Origin of the sequence: Holdemania massiliensis (assembly GCF_022440805.1) — a bacterium.
GTDB lineage: Bacteria > Bacillota_I > Bacilli_A > Erysipelotrichales > Erysipelotrichaceae > Holdemania > Holdemania massiliensis_A.
This window is the reverse complement of sequence record NZ_JAKNTK010000001.1, coordinates 1,723,693-1,743,259: the sequence shown is the minus strand read 5'-3', so window position 1 is coordinate 1,743,259 and position 19,567 is coordinate 1,723,693. Positions and strand designations below refer to the sequence as shown.

Below are 19,567 nucleotides of genomic sequence, written 5' to 3'. Positions count from 1 at the left end.
CTTTTTAGATTTATTCTTTGTCCGTTACATAGTTTTTGATGAAAAAGCAGGCTGCACCGGCCAGCAGGAGCACTGCCGCACCCCCGATGACCCAAGGCCAAATGGAATTTGACTTTGAGTTCTTCTCTGTCTTAGCATCGGCATTGACAGACGGCACAGCTGTGTTCTTCGGCGTTGCCTGAGGCTGGCTTTCAGCCGATGCCTCCGGATGCACTGTGGGTTCATCCGTCGGATCCGCGGTTTCCTTCGTTTGTGTCTTTGATGGAACATATGAGGTCTTTTGATTTGGAGAAATGACCAGCGAACTGATTCCCGATTCATTCTGCGGAAGATTTTCTGAATTCGATGCAGAATCCTGCGATGTCCCTGGCGTGCTTGGAGTTTCCGGAAGCTGCGGCTTATCCACGATCGGCAAAATAACTTCAAAACCTTCTTCGGCTTCTTTTTCAGCAACGGTTCGTGCTTTAAACGCTGCCGTCATCGCAACATCCTGATTCCCGGCAGCGATCGTAACACGATACTGAGCAGAGGAATCCGTTTCGCTGCTTTCAAACTGCGACGACTCTAAGCGTGTCCCATTGACCATCAGCGCATCCAAAATATAGCCTTCTTTTGCGTTTAAAATAACCGTCTTCTCCGTATCCAGCGGCTCTAAAACCGTAGCAGCCGGAAGTGCGCTGCTTCCTTCAATCTGAACGGAAGCCATCACTTCATTCGTATTAACAGACAGGACAGGTTCGGATTTCGGCGCCTTTGCACTGTCAACCATCACCACCGCAAATGGACTGAAACTATTCACGATCACCCACAGTCCCGTTTCAGTTGCATTGCAGATCAGTTTCTCAGCAACATATTGCCCTGAGCCTTCCGGCTGCTCTGTAAAGTGATAAGCTTCAAACGTCACACCCTGCATTGTTCGCGGATCGAAACCATTGGGATAAGGCAGCGCAATCGTCAGCTTGTTTCCTTTTTTGATAGACAATCTTGTCCCCTTGCAGGAAATTGCCAGATCATAAGTTTGATATTCTTTCACCAGCGAACTATCAGCAACATGAATTCCCGAAGAAGCAAGTGCCGAATCCAGAGCGGCTTCGTTCTCTTCACTTACTTTTGAAGCAATTAAGGATAAGCCAATACTTCCCTGCGTCGTTTGGATCAAAGAACCGGTTGGATCTTCAAACATATCATATGGATAAGAAGACATCGCTGGTTTAGGATAAGCACTTAATAACCGGCTGTCCGGCGGTGTTCTTAATGGACAAGGTGCAACAGACAAACTGTATTCCTGCCGCCTTAGAGAATAAGCTTTTGGAACAGATCCGTTAGCCTTGCCAACTAATCCGACTAAATTGAAGGTATACCCGGTACCGGAATAGTTATAGCTCATATCCGGCGTAAAATCAAAGGTGACAATGCAGACTTCCTGTTCGCGTTCACCATTAAGATTTGAAATGATCTGGGTTGTATTTTCCCATTGCAGGTTGTCTACGCTGAAATTGGGATTGGAATACTCGGTTGTGACCTCCAAATGGGGTTCGATGCCTTCGACGGTCACCAGCGGTGAATCATAAACCAGTGTAACTTTGGTCTTCCCACCATAGTAGACGCTGCGTGGATCAGGACTGGCAGAAATGATCCACGGCCGTGTCCGATAGGCATGTTGATCATTCACCGCATATAAATCACTGAGCTCCACCAGATTGGACTCATTCACATCCAAATTGATTTCATCCTGTAAATTCGTCGTTACGGCAAATTCATATCCCAGAACATGGGCACTCTGATCATTATAATCAATGCGGATATAGCTGGAATTTTCAAAATCTCCATAGCTGTTTAAGCCGATCCACGCAGAATACTGCAGCTCTCCCTGTTCATCCTTATATTGACTTCTGACAGCCCAGCGCATCCCTTTTTCTTGCATCTGAGCTTCCGTCATCCCGTCATATTCAAACAGGAATTCTGTATAGGAGATCAGTCCGTCTGTCCCTTCTTCACTGGCAGTTTCTCCATTGGTTACCAGGATTTTTATTTTTGATTCTTCTTCTGCTTGAACTTCACCATAATTAGATAGAGATAAGGTGGGATAAGCAAACGTTTTGCCGCCCTGTGACAATTCTCCGGTTTCTTTGTGCTGGGCATAGAAAAAATCCGAACCTTTCAGCAAGAACTTATCGCGGCTGACGGTATTGCCGGAGATCGGGTCATCAAAGGTGACATCCACCGCATACCATTGTCCATCCTCCATCTGCACATCATTCCACATGTGGTTTTCCACGATCGGCGTTGAAGAAGCGGTTTCCGAAGAGCGAATGCCGCCGCCGATGACTAAAACGGAAGGAATCTCCAGACGATCCATCACCATCTTAAAAGCACGGGCATAGCCCTCGCACCAAGCCTGGCCAAAAACGAAAGCTCCCACGGTATCATCAACATGCGGTGCCGCCTCCGCTGATGCCTCTTCCCGATAAGTGTAGTCTACACGCTCTACAATCGCATCGTGAACAAAGCGAATTTGTTCCTGCCGAGTGGCGTAAGAACGAGCTTGCTCAGTAAGCGAACTGACCGCGGAATTTAACTGTGCTTCCATATTTTCGATCGAGTCCGCACTGGATAAACGGGAATCCTTATAAAGATCTGCATAACCGCCGTTTCCCACGTTGGCTACATAGCCATGCCCATCACTGCCGACCCGCAGCGAAATCTTCGACCAATCGACATAAAAGATTTCGGCATAATCCCCCATGAAAGCATCCCGAGCATTTTGGAATTGTCGGGCTAAAGCCAAATCCCCATCAGCATATCGGCTTAATTCAGCCTGGCCTAACTGCAGCGTCACATCATAAGAACAAACGCCTTCCTTCAAATTTCCATTGAGATATAATTCCAACAGAGCATTGTAGAAGATCCGCTCATTTTCCTCATTTAATTGTTTGCGGTAGTAGGCATGGTATTCATCATTGTTCGTTTCGGCATGAATACTTTGCTTTGTCATCGTTACACAAGACAGGGCTAAAAGCAAAGCAATTCCAGCCTTAAATATACGTTTGGTCATTTCCCCTTTTCTTCCTCTCTGTTATTGAATCCTCAAGCAGACCTATAAAAGGCAGTTTTCCATCAACTCGTTATATTTAAATCTTTTTTATAACCACCGAGCTAGAAAAAAACTCAGTGCTTCACTGACTTTCATCATCCTGCTTGGAATGTTAAATTAATCATAACATTTGTTACAAATCCTGACAATATTTTTATTTCTAGACCGAAGTGAATTTAGTCAATTTTACGTTTAAGAATCAAAATTCAGGGTGAAAATAAAGGTTTAAGAATCATAAAAAAAGCGATACTTTCGTCGCAGGAAGCATCGCTCTCATTTACTTTTCGCAATTCTCTTATTGATTAAAATCGCAGACGAAATAGTTCTTTTTGCCTTTGCGCAGAATCGTAAATTCCTGGTCAAACGCTTCGCTGCGGCAGACCGGCGTCATCGGATCCGTGACCTTTTCCCCATTGACCTGGATGGAACCGCCAACAATCCATTCGCGGCCTTCGCGCTTGCTTTTGGCAATTCCGCAGTTTACCAGTACCTCGATTAACGGCTGCTTGTCTTCAATGACAAAGCGCGGCATATCGGAAACACCCTGTTTCAGCTCATCGACTGTCAGATCCTGAAGATTGCCGCCAAACAAGGTCTGAGCAATTTTAATCGCCGTGTTGTAGGCTTCTTCGCCATGTACAAAGGTAATGACCTCTTTTGCCAAAGCCTTGTGTGCTTCCCGCAGATGCGGCTGTGTGCGGTTCTTTTCTTCCAGCGCTTCAATTTCTTCGCGGCTTAAGAACGTCAGGAACTTCAGGTAATCAATGACCTTGCTGTCCTCAGAATTGATGAAGAACTGGTACATTTCATACGCTGAAGTCTTGTTGATATCCAGCCAGATCGCATGCCCGTTGGTTTTGCCAAACTTCGTTCCGTCGGATTTTGTCAATAACGGCATTGTAAATCCATAGGCTTCCTGTCCGGTCTTTTTGCGGATCAGTTCAATTCCGGCGGTAATATTGCCCCACTGATCCTGACCGGCTACCTGCAGCGTACAGTTCTTGTTTTCATGCAGCCACCAGAAATCCATTGCCTGCATCAGCATATAAGAAAATTCGGTGTAGGTAATCCCGGCATCCAACCGGCGGCGTACGATATCCTTGTTCAGCATGTAATTGATATTGAAATATTTGCCGTAGTCACGCAGAAAATCGATAAAGTTGATATCTTTATACCAATCATAATTGTTGACGACTTCAAAACCAAATAAGTTCTGAGCCTGCTTCTTCAGGCATTCAAAATTGTGATTGACTTCCTCTTTCGTCACCATCGGCCGTTCGCTGTCCGGTTTGGGATCGCCGATCAAACCGGTGCCCCCGCCAACCAACAGAATTGGATTATGACCGGCATCTTTTAAACGCTTGCTGATCAGAAAGGATGAGAAATGTCCGATATGCAGACTATCGCCCGTCGGATCTGTGCCGATATAGAATGTCATGCCTCCGGCATTCAGTTTTTCCCGCAGCTGCGGTGAACTGACATCCTTAATCAATCCCCGCCACTCTAATTCTTCATAGATACCCATTGTATTTTTCCTCCTTCAAAAATAAAAAAAGACGCCTCATTCAAGGACGTCTTTGCGCGGTACCACCTTAATTCATATCCTGATTTTCAAGGATATGCTCTTCTTCATAACGCCGAAGTCCGCGGCCTATCTTTGCCATAGGCGGCTCCAAGGTGTATTCCCCTTTTCCTGCTGCCTTTTCACACCAACCAAAGGCTCTCTTTCAGCATTCCAAGGCTACTCTTTCTCTTCTCAGCCTGTCAGAGCTATTATAGCCGCAGTTCAGCCGTCCTGTCAATCACAAAGTAGACTGCCGCGGTGTAAACAGATAGCTCAATTCAATTTCCTTATCAATATCGTCAGTATTCTCCTGCAGCATCTTGGTCATGACGCGCATCGAAACCGCACCCAAATCATAGGACGGAATCGCAAAGCTGGAAATCTGCGGCCGCATCATCGAATTGTATTTCGTATCAATAACACAGACGATTTCCATTTCCTTTGGAATGTCGATGCCGTTTTCCTTAGCGGCATTGACAACCGCAATCGCCTGGGAATCCCGATTGGCGATGATCAGATCATGCTTATGTTCCTGCAGATAATCCTTCATAAAATCATAGGATGTCCGATATTGTCCGGGGATTTCCAGATAACCGTTGAATTCCAGTCCCTTGGTCGCATACGCTTTCTTTGCACCATGGATCATCTGGTCGATTGAATAGCCATTCTTCCGATCCTGAATAATTGCAATATCACGCTTGCCGCCCTCTAAGTATTTCATAACGAGCTCATAGACAGCATTTTCAATGTCAACGTAAACCGAGCTGATCTTGCTATCGGAAACTTTGTTGCCGATGATAACAATCGGTACATTGTATTTGGTCAGGGTGTTCAGTTCTTCCCGCATCAGCTTATCGTTATAAATGACGACGCCGTCAACACGGGACTTAATGATGTTTTCGATGATATCATTAATTTCATTGATGCCTTCGGTTGTCGTATGCAGCATAATGTTGTATTTATAAATTTTGGCAACATCCAAAAGTCCGTTGATGATCTGTCCGGTATACGTAAAGCTTGCTTCCGGAATCACCAAAGCAATTGTCGTTGTTTTCTGCAGAGCCAGCCCCTGCGCAATCGCGTTTGGCTTATAACCCAGTTTTTCAATGGCTTCCTCGACCTTTTGCTTTGTGCCGCCTTTAACGACATTGCTCCCATTAATAACGCGGGATACCGTGGCCAGAGATACGCCGGCTTCATTGGCTACATCATAGATTGTTACTCTCTTCATGCTCTGCATTCTTCTCCTTTTCTTCCTCATTTTTGGATTGGACTTCGGCTTCGTCAGACGGCTGCGGTCTTAACCAGTTCTTCAACGCATCGACCGTCTTTTCAGCAACATCAATCGTCACGTCCTTCGCTTTTTCTATATTCTGATGCACTTCCGGCTTGCTTGTAAAGTCCTTGACAGCCCGCTGGCCTTTTTCAACCAAAGAGGCCGTACCTTCTTTAATCTGATCCACTTTTTCCATCAGTTCTTCATTACTTTTCAATTCATCCAGACCGCTTTTTACACAATCTGATACTTTTTCACTGACATCGTTCACCGATTTTTTAATGTCCTCTACCGCTTTGTTGACTTTCGGATCGGTCTTCAATTCATGAAACAGCCGCTGCGATTCCGCTACGGCTTTATCCGCCGCCGTTTTAATCTGATTCATTGTTTTTCGATACGTGTCGCTGTCCTGAACCTGAGCGGTCAACAATTTCAGCTGATCGATGCTCTGATTCAGAATTTCAATCGCCCGCTTTGCGGCCGCTTCAATCTTTTCCTTCACTTCCGATGACTGCTGACTGCCGGCATCTTCCGCTTCCCGATTGATTTCTTCAATCTGCTTTTTCAGATCTTCTACCGTTTTTTCAACTTCTTCGTCTACTCTTTTGTTTTCATCACTCATGTTCTGTTCCTCCTTCACTTTGAGTTATGGGTTCTTCACTTTCCGCTGGGGTTACCACCGTCGGCTCCATCGGCTGCGCCGGTCTTTTCTTCGCAGTCCGCGCGGCCGCCGCCTCCTTGGCGCTGTCGAGATTCCCGGCCATAAAACCAGCCATATTTTTGACAGCTCCCACAGCACTTTCCTGAACTTGATCAATCGTTCCCGATAGCCGGACCACTGTGTCCAAGGGCGCCTGAAGCTTGTCAATGCTTTTATCTACCCCCTCCATCGCGGAACCGGCCTTCTGAACCATAGCCGTCAATTCCTTAATAAATGTAACGCAATGGCGTAATAAATAAATAAGAAAACAAAGTACAGCGACTCCCAGAATCGGAACCAGCTGTACGGAAACTTTATACATGGCCGCCAACAATTCGTCCATCAAAATCACCTCAATGGTATTATACTCAATTATGAAAAGATTTTCAATAAATTTGATAGCGCTTAACCGACTGTTTATTTATAAAACTTTACGGTCTTTCAAAAAAGCTGGAAATAAAAGGCTTTTTCTGCCATTCTGGAAAAAAAGGAGAATGTGAAGATTCGGCGAAACTTCTTCCATGCCTGCCTTTTTCATCATTTTGTTTCCTTTTTTCATGATCTGCCTGTAATCGGTCTTGCCATGAAAAAAGATCCCGAATCCGTCAGATCAGGATCTTTCAAGCTTGTTTTCAGATCAGATGATATTCCTGAAGCAGTTCTTCAATCACGGTTCCCTGGATCTTTTTTAAGCCCTGCTTTTCAATCAGATGAACCAGCCACGGTACTTTGATCTCTTTCAGCTGGCGGCCATCCAGCATCTTATATGTGGAGTCCAGCAGAACCCGAACATCATAAACGGAATTGAAAACCTCCGGTACCCCGCGATCAATATCCAGAAGTGTATAGACCGCTTCCATGCCTGTACGGACAGAATATTCAGTCGTAAACACAGTATCCCGAACCGTGTCGGCAAACTGCCCGATAAAGGCAAAGTTGACACAGCCTTCCGGCACAACCTTCGGCCGGTCGCCGGCTGTCCGCGGCATGAAGAACGCGGTAATATACGGCATCATGCATGGAATACAGCGGGCAGAATGCACCGCCATGTCATGGATTTCCGCTTCTGGCACGCCCAGATGGTACAGCCATTCCTCCGTGATTTCCGTCCCTGTGCACTCCCGCATCGGCTTCTTAATATAATTGCCTTCGACATCGCCGAACAAACCGTAAACCCAGACGACCAGCTGATCCTTCGGTTGATCTTTAAAATGCGGCTGGCGGTTCAGCGTATAGCTCATCAGCCAGTTGGAATCCTTGACCGTGATAATCCCACCGGTCACGACCTTGCCGCTGAACGGATCACGCTTGCAGATTTTCTGAATATACGGTGGGATGCGGTCATCCAGCGTAGTGACGGTCGCCGATTCCCAATACGTCTTGTCGGTATGCGTACAGAATTTATCCGGATGTCCGAAAGCCGGATCCTGCGCCGCAATATTGCGCCACAGCTGCCAGCAGCCGCCCTCTTCCGTATTGAACTGCGGAGCATGGTCGTTATCGCCCAAACTGGAATTTTCGGTACAGCTGCCGTTGGTGACAAAGACAAGATCATTTTCGGTAAGATCAATCGTTTTCTGTTGACCTTCATGAACACAGAACAGCTGCCGGGCCACTTTCTTTTCATCCGTGATTTCAAACTGAACGTTTGTCACGCGCGTGTCATATTCGAACTGAACATGATGCTCTTCCAGATATTTGACCATCGGCAGAATCAGCGATTCATACTGATTGTACTTCGTGAATTTCAGCGCCGAGAAGTCCGGCAGACCGCCGACATGATGAATGAAGCGCTGGATATACAGTTTCATTTCCAATGCGGAATGCCAGTCTTCAAAAGCGAACATCGTACGCCAGTACAGCCAGAAATTGCTGGAAAAGAATTCCTCATCGAAGACGTCAGTAATCTTCTTGTCATAAAGATCCTCATCCTTCGTAAAGAACAGCTTCATGATTTCCATTGCGGCTTTATCACTCAGGCCAAACTTGCCGTCGGTATGGGCGTCCTCGCCGCGGTTGATAGTCGCGCGCATCAACGAGTAATTCGGGTCCTCTTTGTTCAGCCAGTAATATTCATCCAATACTGAAACACCTTCGGTTTCGAGGGAAGGAATGGAGCGGAACAAATCCCACAGACATTCAAAGTGATTTTCCATTTCCCGGCCGCCGCGGATGATAAAGCCTTTCTGCGGATCTTTAATCCCATCGCAGGCACCGCCGGGCAGCTTGCCTTCCTCTAAAATGTGGATGTGTTCTCCCGGCATCTGACCGTCACGGACTAAGAAACAAGCCGCAGACAGAGAAGCCAGACCGGATCCAACCAGATATGCGGATTTGTGATCGACGCCTTCCGGCTTGCGGGGATGAGCGAACGCTTCGTAATTGCCATTGCTGTAATACATAAATTGAATTCCTCCTGTTTACCTTTTTTCTAACCGTCTTCAGCATACAACATCCATACCGCACTCACCATAGACACGACTTGAAGGCTGTATAAAATTCCGACAAGCCGAAAAATCTGTCCTGAATTTAGTCAAATTCCTGGATATGTCAAAACCCGTCCGCTGTGGCTTCTAAAAAACAAAAAAAATCAGGAACTCCCGATAAAGAACTCGGTATTCCTGACTGATCAGATCAGTTTTCAATCATTCGGACTACAGCTTCTGCTTGACTAAACCGCTGAGTCCGTAAATATCCTTGCTGGACATAAACAAATATACCGCCGGCGCCAGTGCGGCCAGCTCGGCAGCTCCTTGCTCGTCTTCACTTAAGATTTTCGAGCCTGGAATCCGCGCCTGCAGATAGGTGATATCAATATCAATACCATCTTCCTTGTCGTCAATACTGGTAAAATCGCATAAAAACACTTCATCGGCCTTCTTTAAAGCGTCAGCAAAATCGTCAGCAAAATGAAAGACGCGGGATACCCGATGGGGTTTGAAAATTGCGATCAGTTTCTTGCCCGGGAAGCGTTTGCGGGCCGCGTCAATCGTAATCGACACCTCTGTTGGGTGATGGGCATAGTCGTCGACAAAGATGTTTTCACCATGCTTTTCAATCGCAAACCGCCGCTTTGTCCCCTGAAAAGAAGCCAGTCCCGGTTCAATCTGTTCCGCCGTATATCCTTCCAGCAAGCCCAGTGCGATGACGCCCAGACTGTTCCATAATAAATGCCGGCCGACAAAGGGGAGATCAAAATGTCCCTGCATCTGTCCCTGAAACAAAACATCGAAATGCATATCCTCACTGGTTTCCGTAATGTTCACCGCCTGGAAATCATTCCCCTCTTCCACGCCGTAATAATAATGCGTCACCGCTGGATCAATTCGCAGCGCTCTGACTTTCGGATCATCGCCGAACAGAACCAGCCCTTTTTTTACCTGACAGGCAAATTCTTCATAAGCTTTTGCATAGTCTTCTTCCGTTTTAAAGTAATCGACATGGTCCAGATCCGCATTGGTAATGATCGCATAGTCCGGATGATACGCTAAAAAGTGCCGCCGGTACTCGCACGCCTCCACCGCCAGATACTGACTGTCAGGGTGAATTTCACCGGAACCGTCGCCGATCAAATGCCCTGTCGGTGCAATCGGATCCATCATCGCCGCCAGCATGCCGGTCGTCGTCGTCTTGCCATGGCTGCCCGCAACGCACAAACTCGTATAGTCTTTCATCAGGGCGCCTAAATACTCATGATACCGATAACACGTAACGGTCGGATTGCGGCGGGCTGCAATAACCTCCGGGAAGTCTTCTTTGAAGGCATTGCCGATGATGACCGTCATTCCGTCCTGAATATTCTTCGGATCAAACGGCAGAATGGCAATCTGCCGAGCCACCAGCGGTTCTTCGGTAAAAAAATGCTTTGAAAGATCTGAACCGGAAACTTCCATGCCTAAATCGTTGAGAATACAGGCCAGCGCCGCCATGCCCGTTCCCTTGATGCCGATAAAAAAGACCATAACAACACCCTTTCTATGAATTCAGATCGTCGTCAAACAAGCTGAGATTCTGGGAAACCACCGTCTTGTCTGCGCCTTCCTCCTCAGATTTGCCGCTGATTTCCGATTCCTGCGGCTTCTGCAGCAATTCATCCAGCGATACATTAAGCAACGGCTCTTCTTTTACGGCAGCCGCCGGTTTGTCCAAACGCTCTGAAATTTCTTCTACCTTGTCCTCATTCGGTTTATCCATACCATAAATTGGGGAGATCACCGTTCCCAGTGAACTTTTAACTGGGCTGACTTTCTTTACCGCCGGCGTTTTGGCTGGCTGGCTCTTTTCTCCAAGCACACCAAAAATCGGTGAAATCACAGGTGAGAATTCATAATCTTCCTTGGGTTCCACGCGTACTGGCTTTTTCTTGACGGGCTTTTCTTCCGCAATCGTCATTTTCCCCAGTTTGCTGGAAGGTTCCTTCTTCGCCGCTGGTTCTTTTTCTTTCTCTTTTTTCGTATCCAGATACACTGCTTTTACTTCCTGAGGCAGCGGCACAGACGGCTTCACCTCAGACTGAACTGACGGCTTGGCTGGATTAGCACGGCGAACCGGTACCGGTTCTTCCTCAACTTCATCGACTACTTCTTCTTCAAAAATAAGCGACATTAATTTTTTCATCATAGGGAATCATCCTGCCTTTTCATTGTATTCATCATTGGGAACATTGTTGCCTATTCACCCTCCGGCGACATCTGCAAATCGTCGTCATTTTCATTCAGCGGCAGATCGTCAGCATTGGTGCCGTCATCAAAGGTTTCACCGCTTTGATCAATATCCCCGCCGGTATGCGCCGGTTTATTGGGCATCATTTCTTCCAGACGCCCGTTTTCTGGAATTTCATCTTCAAACAGATTCAAATTTTCTTTGACATAACTGATTTTCGTGCGTGTTGAATAAGCCTTCAGCACCGCCTCTTCATCTACCGCAGCTGTCCGCGCAATCTTAATCATCGCCTGCGCCAGCAGCGGCGCTGCGGTTTCATTGCTGAGTCCCGTAAAGGTAAAATACGGAGTTTTCACCATGACCAGCAGCTGATCCTTCCCTGCCGCCAGAACACCCGCCGCATAGTTCTGCGTCCGCTTTTGAACATCCGTGAATTCACCCTCCGTGACGCTCATCCACGCTTCGCCCTGCGGCAGCGCAACGCTTTGGGTCTGATCATAGAGCTTGACGTTAACGATCTCTGCGATATTCAAATTCATAATGAATTCCTGATTATCCATGACAAAGATATTTGAGGAAGCCGTCGAGCTTCGCCGGCCAATCCCCGGCTCGACATAATAACTATACAAATCCTTCACGTTATCCGCGCGGACATTGATTGCCAGTTCACTGGCCTGCGTACAGGCTGCCTGAAGCCGACTGTCCAATCCTGCCTGTGCGGAACAGCCGCACAAACACAGGCCAAACAGAAGCAAGGTAATTTTGCGCATGAAAGGCCTCCCTTCGTTTCGTTTATTCTATCATGTTTCCCATGTTTTTTAAATGTCTTTCTTCTGCCAAACCGCACGATAAATTGGCTGTCCGAGATCCATAAATTTCTGTTCATATTCGGTAATGGCGTCTTCCGGATGGGGCTGGCGGCGGAAATCAACGCTGACCTCGCATAGCTGCCAGTTCTCTCTGGAAAATTCTGTTAGTGAAAATTCAAACAGTTTGGGATTGTCTGTCTTCATGATGACCTGACCCTGCCGGTTCAGCAGCGCTTCATATTGCTTTAAAAAACGAGCATGGGATAAACGCCGTTTGGCATAACCGCTTTTCGGCCAGGGATCGGAAAAGTTCAGATGAATGACATCCAATTCTCCTTCCGCAAACCAACGGCTAAGCTGATCGGCATCCTGAGCGATCAGCGCCATGTGTTCATGCGGCTGCGCCAGCGCTTTCTTCGCCGCCACCGCCGCTACATTGTGTTCTTTTTCGATTCCAATCCAGCCCTCATCCGGGTTCATCGCTGCCATTTTTGTGAAATAATCGCCTTTGCCGCTGCCGATTTCAATCCGCAGCCGTTGACAAGCTAATTTTTCACGCCAATGTCCCGCCCAAATTTCCGGTTTTTCTATGACAAATTCAGCATTTTCCTTTAAAAAAGGTTCTGCCCAGGCTTTTTTACGCATTCTCATTCTCAGATCCTCCTTTGGAATAAAACAGCGGATCAGATTTGACCCGCTGTCAGCTTATTGTTCTCGTTTCCGGAACACGCGTTTCTCGCCATCCCGGCGATCCCGCGCGGCCCGCTTCGCACGCTGTTCTTCGTCCCAGCCTTCCGGCTTTTCCATCAGATCCCGATGGGAAACGTTAACGCGGCCTTTCTCATCAATCTCCGTGACGATGACCTGAATGACATCGCCCAGTTTCAGAACGTCTTCCGGCTTTTCAACCCGCTTGTAATCAATCTTGGAGACATGCAGCAGGCCGTCAGTACCCGGGAACAGTTCGACAAAGGCTCCGAACTTTTCCAGCCGCACAACCTTGCCGTCATAAATCTCGCCGACCTTGGCTTCACGGATGATCTGGTTGATCGTTTCCGCTGCTTTCATGATCGCATTTTTATCGCTGTGATAGATGACAACCGATCCGTCATCCTCAATATCAATCTTCACATTGTCGCAATCCGCAATGATCTGGTTGATCATCTTGCCGCCGGTGCCGATGACTTCACGGATCTTATCGACCGGAATCATCATGCGGTACATCTTCGGTGCATACGGACTGACTTCTGCGCGCGGTTCGCTGATCGCTGCCATCATGTTCGCCATGATTTCAGCACGGCCTTTTTTCGCCTGAGCCAGCGCCTCTTCCAGGATCGCGCGGTTGATGCCGTCGATCTTGATGTCCATCTGCAGAGCGGTGATGCCCTTCGGCGTCCCTGCAACCTTGAAGTCCATATCACCATAGTGATCTTCCATGCCCTGAATGTCCGTCAGAACGGTATAGTGCTCATCACTGGTCTTGATCAACCCCATGGCAACGCCGGCTACCGGAGCCTTGATCGGAACACCGGCAGACATCAGCGACATCGTTCCGGCACAGATTGAGGCCTGAGAAGAGGAACCATTGGATTCCAGCACTTCCGCGACCAGACGAATCGTATATGGGAATTCTTCTTCGCTCGGGATCACCGCCGACAAGGCTCGTTCACCCAGTGCGCCATGACCAATTTCACGCCGTCCCGGCGAACCCATCCGGCCGGTTTCTCCAACAGAATACGGCGGGAAGTTATAGTGATGCATAAAGCGCTTAGTTTCAATTTCCGTCAGATCATCAATGATCTGATTGTCGCCCAGTGCGCCTAAGGTACAAGCCGAAAGCACCTGAGTTTCCCCACGCGTAAACATCGCGGAGCCATGAACGCGCGGCAGCAGATCCACCTGCGAATTCAGCGGACGCAGCTCATCCACAGCCCGGCCGTCCGGTCTGATCTTTTCTTCGGAGATTAAGCGGCGGACTTCATTCGCCACGATTTCAGTGCAGTAAGCACGAACCTGCTTCACCGTTTTATCCTTGATTTTTTCAGTTGGATATTCGCGAGCCTCAAACAGCGCCGCCATCTCATCGGTAATCTCATCGATTTTGCCATAGCGTTCCAGCTTCAGCTTGATCGAAACCGCTTCAATCAGACGAGCCTTTGCTTTTTCATCAATCTCAGCCTTGATTTCATCTGGAACAACGTCCAGCTTGATCTCCATTTTCGGCTTCGCACACTTCGCGATGATCTGTTCCTGGAATTCACACAGCATTTTGATGTGATCATGTCCAAACATCAGCGCATCGATCATTTCTTCTTCACTGACTTCCTTCGCTCCGGCTTCGACCATGTTGATCGCATCCTTCGTTCCGGCAACGGTCAGATGAATATCGGATTTCTCGGCATCCTCCACGGAAGGGTTGATGATAAACTTGCCGTCAACACGACCGACAATCACCCCAGCAATTGGACCGTTGAACGGAATATCCGAAATGCACAGCGCACAGGAAGCTCCGAACATCGCCGCCATTTCCGCTGAACAATCCTGATCTACGGACAGGACGGTATTGACGACCTGGACCTCGTTGCGGAAACCTTCCGCAAACAGCGGACGGATCGGACGGTCGATCATCCGCGCAGTCAGCGTCGCGTGTTCGCTCGGCCGGCCTTCGCGGCGTAAAAAGCCGCCTGGAATCTTACCGACAGAATACAGCTTTTCTTCAAAGCTGACAGTCAGCGGGAAAAAGTCTGAGTCTTTCGGAGTATGGTTGGCAGTAGCGGTTGAAAGCACTACTGTATCTTGGTAACGGACTACGACAGCTCCACCTGCCTGTTTTGCGATTTCTCCGGTTTCAATCGTTAGATTGCGGCCGCAGAAGTCGAATGTAAATACCTCTTTCGCCATTTGTTCACCTCATTAAATGTTAACCTTTACAATTTTATCACAGTTTCTGCGTAAATCATAGAATAGTTTAAGACAAAAGCCGTCATTTTTTGAGGTTTTCCCAGCCGCTGGAACCTTTCACTTCGCCCAAACCAAAAGAAAAGCTCCATGAAGGAGCCGTTTCATTTGGATTTTACAGTTCAGTCTTCCACAGACCGTGCAGATTGCAGTATTCGTAAACCGCCAGCGGTTTGCCTTCCCCAACCTCAAACACAGCCTTCGGCGCGTCGGATGGCGTCAGATGGCGAACCTGAACCCCTTTGTCTGTTTCCAGCAGAATCCATTCAATATAATGCGCTTCGGTCATCGGATGTTCAACGCTGCCGACAACGACTTCAATCTTGCCGTCCTTCGTCGTTACCGCCGGCAGATGTTTCTCCAGCGCCGCTTCGGTCGTATTCGCGACTAACTCCTGCATTGCTTCGCCGCAGCAGATCATCGGGACAGATGAATCGTGCAGAACATAGGTCATATTTCCGCAGTGGTTGCATCGTAAAATTTTCATTTCAACAGTCCTCCTTTTGACTTGATGAGCCTATTGTACTAAGGAAATTGAGAACCTGCAACGAATATGCTCACAATTTTTAGCGGCGGATGATTCCCGCTTTTTTTAGGATCGAAATCGGAGAACGCTTGTTTCCGTTCATGCTTTTTTTGGCCTTTCAAAAACCATCTGTCTGCAAGTTCAAGTCCTGCGAAGTGATTAAAATAAGCGGACTGCAGGCATTCTGTCAGCGTTCATTATTATCCTTTTTCGGAAGGGCCATTGAGCTTGGCAAATAATTCATAAAGCATGTCAAAATATTTTCTAGTTTAGAAAAAAAACTTATCTTAAGTCAGAAAAATCCCGACGCATTAATTTTGCGCGCCGGGATGATCAGACTCAGAAAGATCAAGTTTTGTTTGAGCAATCAGCAGTGTCTTCTGCGCATGCGTCAGCTTTTTAATCGCCGCTTCCTGCTTTAACGCCGCCGATTTATCCTCAAAAACCTTTGCATACGCGATTCTAAGCGGCGGATGGGAGCGCGTATATTTTGCTCCTCGGCCAGCGCGGTGGGCTGCAAAGCGTTTTTGAACATTCCACGTCCAGCCGGTATAATAGCTGCCGTCTTGACATTCCAGAATATACACCCAGGCTTTCATCATTCCACCGATTTCAGCGATTCCACCATCGGAATCGCACGCAGCTTCCGCTTCATCACCTGATTGACAATCACCGCGAACAACATTGTGATCACCACAGAAATCACATAACTTTGCGGCAGTACGATCCGGCCGAACATGATGTTGTCCAGTTCCACAACGACCATGATCGTCAAATGCAGCACCTTGCCCAAAGCCAAGCCCAACAGAGAACCCAGCAGCGTCAGGATAATATTTTCTTTATACACGTACGTGTTGACTTCCTTGTTGTAAAAGCCCAAAACTTTCAGCGTTGCGATCTCCCTTAACCGCTCGCTGATATTGACATTGGTCAGATTGTAAAGCACGACAAAGGCCAGCATCCCGGCGGAGATGATCAGCACCAGTACGATATAATTCAAGCTGCGGATCATATTGTTGAAGTTATCCTTAATTCCGGTGTAAAACGACAGTGAACTGATATCCTCATTCTTTAACAGCTGCTGCCCGCTGAGCTGTTCCGCATTCGCCGCTGCCTCGTTCAGCTTCAGAAAAACCGCATTGCTCTGAGCACGCAGATCATAGGTTTCCTTGTATGCATTGGCATTCATATACACATAATGATTGAGATAATTCTCAGCAATTCCGGTAATCTCGACATTGCGGCGCAGCTGCTTCTCATTTTCCAGCTCAATCGTATCGCCGATATGCAGATTCATATCATTCGCCATCTTCTCACTGACCACGACGCCGCTGTCCTTCAGTCTTAGTTCTTCATCCGGCGCCGTCCGCGGATGCAGGGAAACAAAATCGCGGAAACGTTCCGAATCTGAAGTCACGACCAACGTCACTTCGGTACTGTCGCTTCCCTGATAGACCACAGCGTTGGACTGATAGACGTCCAGGGCTTCACTGATCGTTTCCAAACTGTCAATCTCATCCAGAACCGCCTGCTTCTGGTTTTCATCGAGATCCTTCTGCAGCGAAGCAATACCCTGATACTTAAAAATATCACCGAACTGCGAATTGACGATCCGACTGATCGAATCCTTAATGCCAAATCCCGCAACCAACAACGCAGTGCAGCCGGAAATGCCTAAGACGGTCATGAAGAAACGCTTCTTGTAGCGAAACAGATTGCGGGCGGTAACCTTGGAAGTAAAGGAAAAACGTTTCCATAAAAAAGTCATCCGTTCGATCAAGATTTTTTTACCCAGCTTCGGCGCCTTTGGACGCATCAACAGCGCCGGTGTCTCAATCAATTCCTTATAACAGGCCGCAAACGCCGCCAAGGTTGTCACCAGCACCGAAGCGGCAGTCGAACCGATCATTAACGGCAGCTGCGGCGTAAAGCTGACCGGCGGCAGCACGTACATCATCAACCAAGCCGTATAAATAATCGCCGGGAATGCAAACAGTCCCACTGCCAAACCGACCAAACTTCCAGTTAAACTGGCAAAGGCCGCATAGAACACATACTTGAATGCGATCTGGCTGGTTGTGTAGCCTAGGGCTTTCATCGTTCCGATCTGCGAACGCTGTTCATCTACCATGCGGGTCATCGTCGTCAGGCAGACTAACGCCGCAACCAAAAAGAAGAAAACCGGGAAAACCTGCGCGATCGCAGCCATGCGGTCAGCAGCGCCTTTATAATCCATATAGCTGTAATGGGATTGACGATCAAGGATATACCACTTACCCTGTTCGATCTGTTCAATCTTATTTTTAGCCAGTACCAGCTCCTCACGGGCATCCTCCAGCTTGGCCTCACCTTCGGCTTTGTTCAAAGCGAGGTCAATTTCACCCTGAGCAGCTTCCTTCTGACCTTGTTTGAGCTTAGCTTCTCCCTCGGCGATCTGTTTATCCGCATCGGCTTTTGCCTGGATCAAAGTTTGGCGCTGCTGCTCAATCTGCGCATTGGCCGAAGCAATCTGTTCATCAATCGTTTTGAGTACCGTAGCGGATACTTCAAGTCCCTGATTGATCAGATCCAACTGCGCCTGTGCCGCGGCAATTTCGGCTTCTAACTGTGTCAGTACCGCCAGCTGTGCCTGCAGTTCACCTATTCGGGCATTGATCAGAATCAATTCACCAGGGATTTTTTCGAGTTCTGCCGCTTCCTCATCACTGAGCGGCGGATATTGATCGGGATCGGTTTGATTGAGTGCTTTTTTGGTTTCCAGCTCGATCTGCCGCGTTGTCAGATCCAGCTGTTTCTGCGTCTGTTCGTCTAATTCCTGCTGCAGCGGAGCCAGCTCGGCTTGCTTTTCCGCCAGTGTTTTCTGTTTTTCAGCAATTTGCCCTTCCAGCTCTGCTTTTTGAGTCAGCGCCTGCGCGTTGGCAGTTTCATATTCTTTTTTCTTATCCTCATATGTCGTGACCAGAGCATCGATCTGCTTTTGAATCATCTCGATCTGGGCTTCGCCCTGTTTCAGCTGCGCTTCAGCCATCGCCTTGCTGGAAGTCAGTGTGGCCTGCCCGATGATCAGCTCATCTTTGCCATCCTGCAGCTTCTTTTCCGCTTTTTCAATTTCCGCATTGAATGTGGCCAGCGCTTCCTCGTATTCCGCTTGGCCCTCCGTATATTCCTGCATCGCCTCATCAACAATCGCCTGCCGCCGCAGCTCTGCACGCTCCCCGCCCAGCGTCGTCAACGTTTCACTCAGCGGTTCCAAATAATCAAAATAAGCCTGTTGGTAACTGTTGAAGGGCTTGGCGCCGCGGGCCGTCAGATAGACATCGGTGTAAACTTCCATCTTGAAATCGCTTTGAGGAACATAAACATACGTATCCACACTGCCGGAGCCGATCGAACTTGTGCCTTTTTCATAAGAGAGATAGTACGGCGTATTCACCGTACCGACGATGGTAAACGTATCGCGGCTGAAGCTGTCCGTCAAAGCATCCGACGTTCCGCTTTCAATTCGGATCGTATCCCCGATCTTCATCCCGGAAACAACAATTTTGCCGTCTTCAATAACACATTCACCACTTTTTTCCGGCAGCCGGCCGGCGGTGACAACCAGCTGATTGATATAATTCGGATCCTGCGGATCCTTATGATTCAGATCCAAGGCATGCACTTTCAAGACCAGTTCTCTGGAGCCGATGCGGGTGATCACATCTTTTGTATAGCTCGCCTGAACCCCTTCGATCCCTTCAACCTGGCGCAGCTGCTGTACATCCTCCTCTGTGATCCCAAAATTGGAAACCACACGGTAATCCATCAGATTGTAATCATCAAAGTAGCGGTCAGCCGAATATTTCATATCTGGTGCTGAAGCCAGGATTCCGGCAAAAAAAGCCACGCCGATCGCCACGATGCCGAAGATCGAGAAAAACCGGCCCTTGGTTTTCCGAATCTCCCGCAGCGTATCCTTGAATAATGGACTGCGCATCT

Annotated in this window: 14 protein-coding genes and 1 other annotated feature; all 14 genes read right to left on the bottom strand. The window is 48.0% G+C overall.

The features are described from left to right. Window positions 1-10: 10 nt before the first annotated feature. Entirely contained in the window at window positions 11-3,055 is a 3,045-nt protein-coding gene (locus tag MCG46_RS07885) for a transglutaminase domain-containing protein (protein ID WP_240279139.1), read from the bottom strand. Window positions 3,056-3,389: 334 nt separating this feature from the next. After that, window positions 3,390-4,619 carry a tyrosine--tRNA ligase gene (gene tyrS, locus MCG46_RS07880; RefSeq protein ID WP_240279138.1) on the bottom strand — a complete coding sequence of 410 codons (1,230 nt, stop codon included), beginning with the start codon at window positions 4,617-4,619 and terminating at the stop codon, window positions 3,390-3,392. A gap of 39 nt (window positions 4,620-4,658) precedes the next feature. Next, window positions 4,659-4,861 (bottom strand) — a binding site (T-box leader). Between the two features lie 35 nt (window positions 4,862-4,896). Further along, window positions 4,897-5,889, bottom strand: a complete 993-nt coding sequence (locus tag MCG46_RS07875; RefSeq protein ID WP_240279137.1) for a LacI family DNA-binding transcriptional regulator — start codon at window positions 5,887-5,889, stop codon at window positions 4,897-4,899. Further along, window positions 5,867-6,556, bottom strand: coding sequence for a hypothetical protein (locus tag MCG46_RS07870; RefSeq protein ID WP_240279136.1), 690 nt, complete (start codon window positions 6,554-6,556; stop codon window positions 5,867-5,869). The genes MCG46_RS07875 and MCG46_RS07870 overlap by 23 nt, the downstream gene beginning before the upstream one ends. Continuing rightward, entirely contained in the window at window positions 6,549-6,977 is a 429-nt protein-coding gene (locus tag MCG46_RS07865; protein WP_240279134.1) for a hypothetical protein, read from the bottom strand. Before MCG46_RS07865 ends, MCG46_RS07870 begins: the two co-directional genes overlap by 8 nt. 289 nt (window positions 6,978-7,266) lie before the next feature. Further along, a complete protein-coding gene (locus tag MCG46_RS07860) occupies window positions 7,267-9,036 on the bottom strand; it encodes an oleate hydratase (RefSeq protein ID WP_240279132.1) in 1,770 nt (589 codons plus the stop codon). A 252-nt stretch (window positions 9,037-9,288) separates the two neighbouring features. Continuing rightward, a complete protein-coding gene (gene murC / locus MCG46_RS07855; protein WP_240279130.1) occupies window positions 9,289-10,596 on the bottom strand; it encodes a UDP-N-acetylmuramate--L-alanine ligase in 1,308 nt (435 codons plus the stop codon). A 13-nt stretch (window positions 10,597-10,609) separates the two neighbouring features. Next, entirely contained in the window at window positions 10,610-11,254 is a 645-nt protein-coding gene (locus MCG46_RS07850) for a hypothetical protein (RefSeq protein WP_240279128.1), read from the bottom strand. A 50-nt stretch (window positions 11,255-11,304) separates the two neighbouring features. Further along, window positions 11,305-12,066: a hypothetical protein gene (locus MCG46_RS07845; protein ID WP_240279126.1), complete on the bottom strand. Its 762-nt coding sequence runs from the start codon at window positions 12,064-12,066 to the stop codon at window positions 11,305-11,307. 48 nt (window positions 12,067-12,114) lie between these two features. Continuing rightward, window positions 12,115-12,756 carry a tRNA (guanosine(46)-N7)-methyltransferase TrmB gene (trmB, locus tag MCG46_RS07840; RefSeq protein WP_240279123.1) on the bottom strand — a complete coding sequence of 214 codons (642 nt, stop codon included), beginning with the start codon at window positions 12,754-12,756 and terminating at the stop codon, window positions 12,115-12,117. A 54-nt stretch (window positions 12,757-12,810) separates the two neighbouring features. Next, the gene (gene pnp, locus MCG46_RS07835; RefSeq protein WP_020223207.1) at window positions 12,811-15,006 is read right to left on the bottom strand and encodes a polyribonucleotide nucleotidyltransferase; all 2,196 of its coding nucleotides are present in this window, start codon (window positions 15,004-15,006) and stop codon (window positions 12,811-12,813) included. 172 nt (window positions 15,007-15,178) lie between these two features. Next, complete coding sequence (locus tag MCG46_RS07830) at window positions 15,179-15,550, bottom strand: desulfoferrodoxin family protein (protein ID WP_240279121.1); 372 nt, start codon at window positions 15,548-15,550, stop codon at window positions 15,179-15,181. A gap of 350 nt (window positions 15,551-15,900) precedes the next feature. Continuing rightward, window positions 15,901-16,188 (bottom strand): GIY-YIG nuclease family protein, encoded by a 288-nt coding sequence (locus MCG46_RS07825; protein ID WP_240279119.1) that lies wholly within the window; start codon window positions 16,186-16,188, stop codon window positions 15,901-15,903. Then, a complete protein-coding gene (locus MCG46_RS07820) occupies window positions 16,188-19,565 on the bottom strand; it encodes an FtsX-like permease family protein (protein WP_240279117.1) in 3,378 nt (1,125 codons plus the stop codon). Before MCG46_RS07820 ends, MCG46_RS07825 begins: the two co-directional genes overlap by 1 nt. Window positions 19,566-19,567: the final 2 nt, after the last annotated feature.

What these genes read in the sequence shown, in the direction of transcription:
- trmB (WP_240279123.1), bottom strand. Translation starts at nt 12,756, where the DNA reads ATGAGAATGCGTAAAAAAGCCTGGGCAGAACCTTTTTTAAAGGAAAAT.
- MCG46_RS07865 (WP_240279134.1), bottom strand. Translation starts at nt 6,977, where the DNA reads ATGGACGAATTGTTGGCGGCCATGTATAAAGTTTCCGTACAGCTGGTT.
- MCG46_RS07885 (WP_240279139.1), bottom strand. Translation starts at nt 3,055, where the DNA reads ATGACCAAACGTATATTTAAGGCTGGAATTGCTTTGCTTTTAGCCCTG.
- MCG46_RS07845 (WP_240279126.1), bottom strand. Translation starts at nt 12,066, where the DNA reads ATGCGCAAAATTACCTTGCTTCTGTTTGGCCTGTGTTTGTGCGGCTGT.
- MCG46_RS07825 (WP_240279119.1), bottom strand. Translation starts at nt 16,188, where the DNA reads ATGAAAGCCTGGGTGTATATTCTGGAATGTCAAGACGGCAGCTATTAT.
- MCG46_RS07820 (WP_240279117.1), bottom strand. Translation starts at nt 19,565, where the DNA reads ATGCGCAGTCCATTATTCAAGGATACGCTGCGGGAGATTCGGAAAACC.
- MCG46_RS07850 (WP_240279128.1), bottom strand. Translation starts at nt 11,254, where the DNA reads ATGATGAAAAAATTAATGTCGCTTATTTTTGAAGAAGAAGTAGTCGAT.
- murC (WP_240279130.1), bottom strand. Translation starts at nt 10,596, where the DNA reads ATGGTCTTTTTTATCGGCATCAAGGGAACGGGCATGGCGGCGCTGGCC.
- MCG46_RS07830 (WP_240279121.1), bottom strand. Translation starts at nt 15,550, where the DNA reads ATGAAAATTTTACGATGCAACCACTGCGGAAATATGACCTATGTTCTG.
- pnp (WP_020223207.1), bottom strand. Translation starts at nt 15,006, where the DNA reads ATGGCGAAAGAGGTATTTACATTCGACTTCTGCGGCCGCAATCTAACG.
- tyrS (WP_240279138.1), bottom strand. Translation starts at nt 4,619, where the DNA reads ATGGGTATCTATGAAGAATTAGAGTGGCGGGGATTGATTAAGGATGTC.
- MCG46_RS07875 (WP_240279137.1), bottom strand. Translation starts at nt 5,889, where the DNA reads ATGAAGAGAGTAACAATCTATGATGTAGCCAATGAAGCCGGCGTATCT.
- MCG46_RS07870 (WP_240279136.1), bottom strand. Translation starts at nt 6,556, where the DNA reads ATGAGTGATGAAAACAAAAGAGTAGACGAAGAAGTTGAAAAAACGGTA.
- MCG46_RS07860 (WP_240279132.1), bottom strand. Translation starts at nt 9,036, where the DNA reads ATGTATTACAGCAATGGCAATTACGAAGCGTTCGCTCATCCCCGCAAG.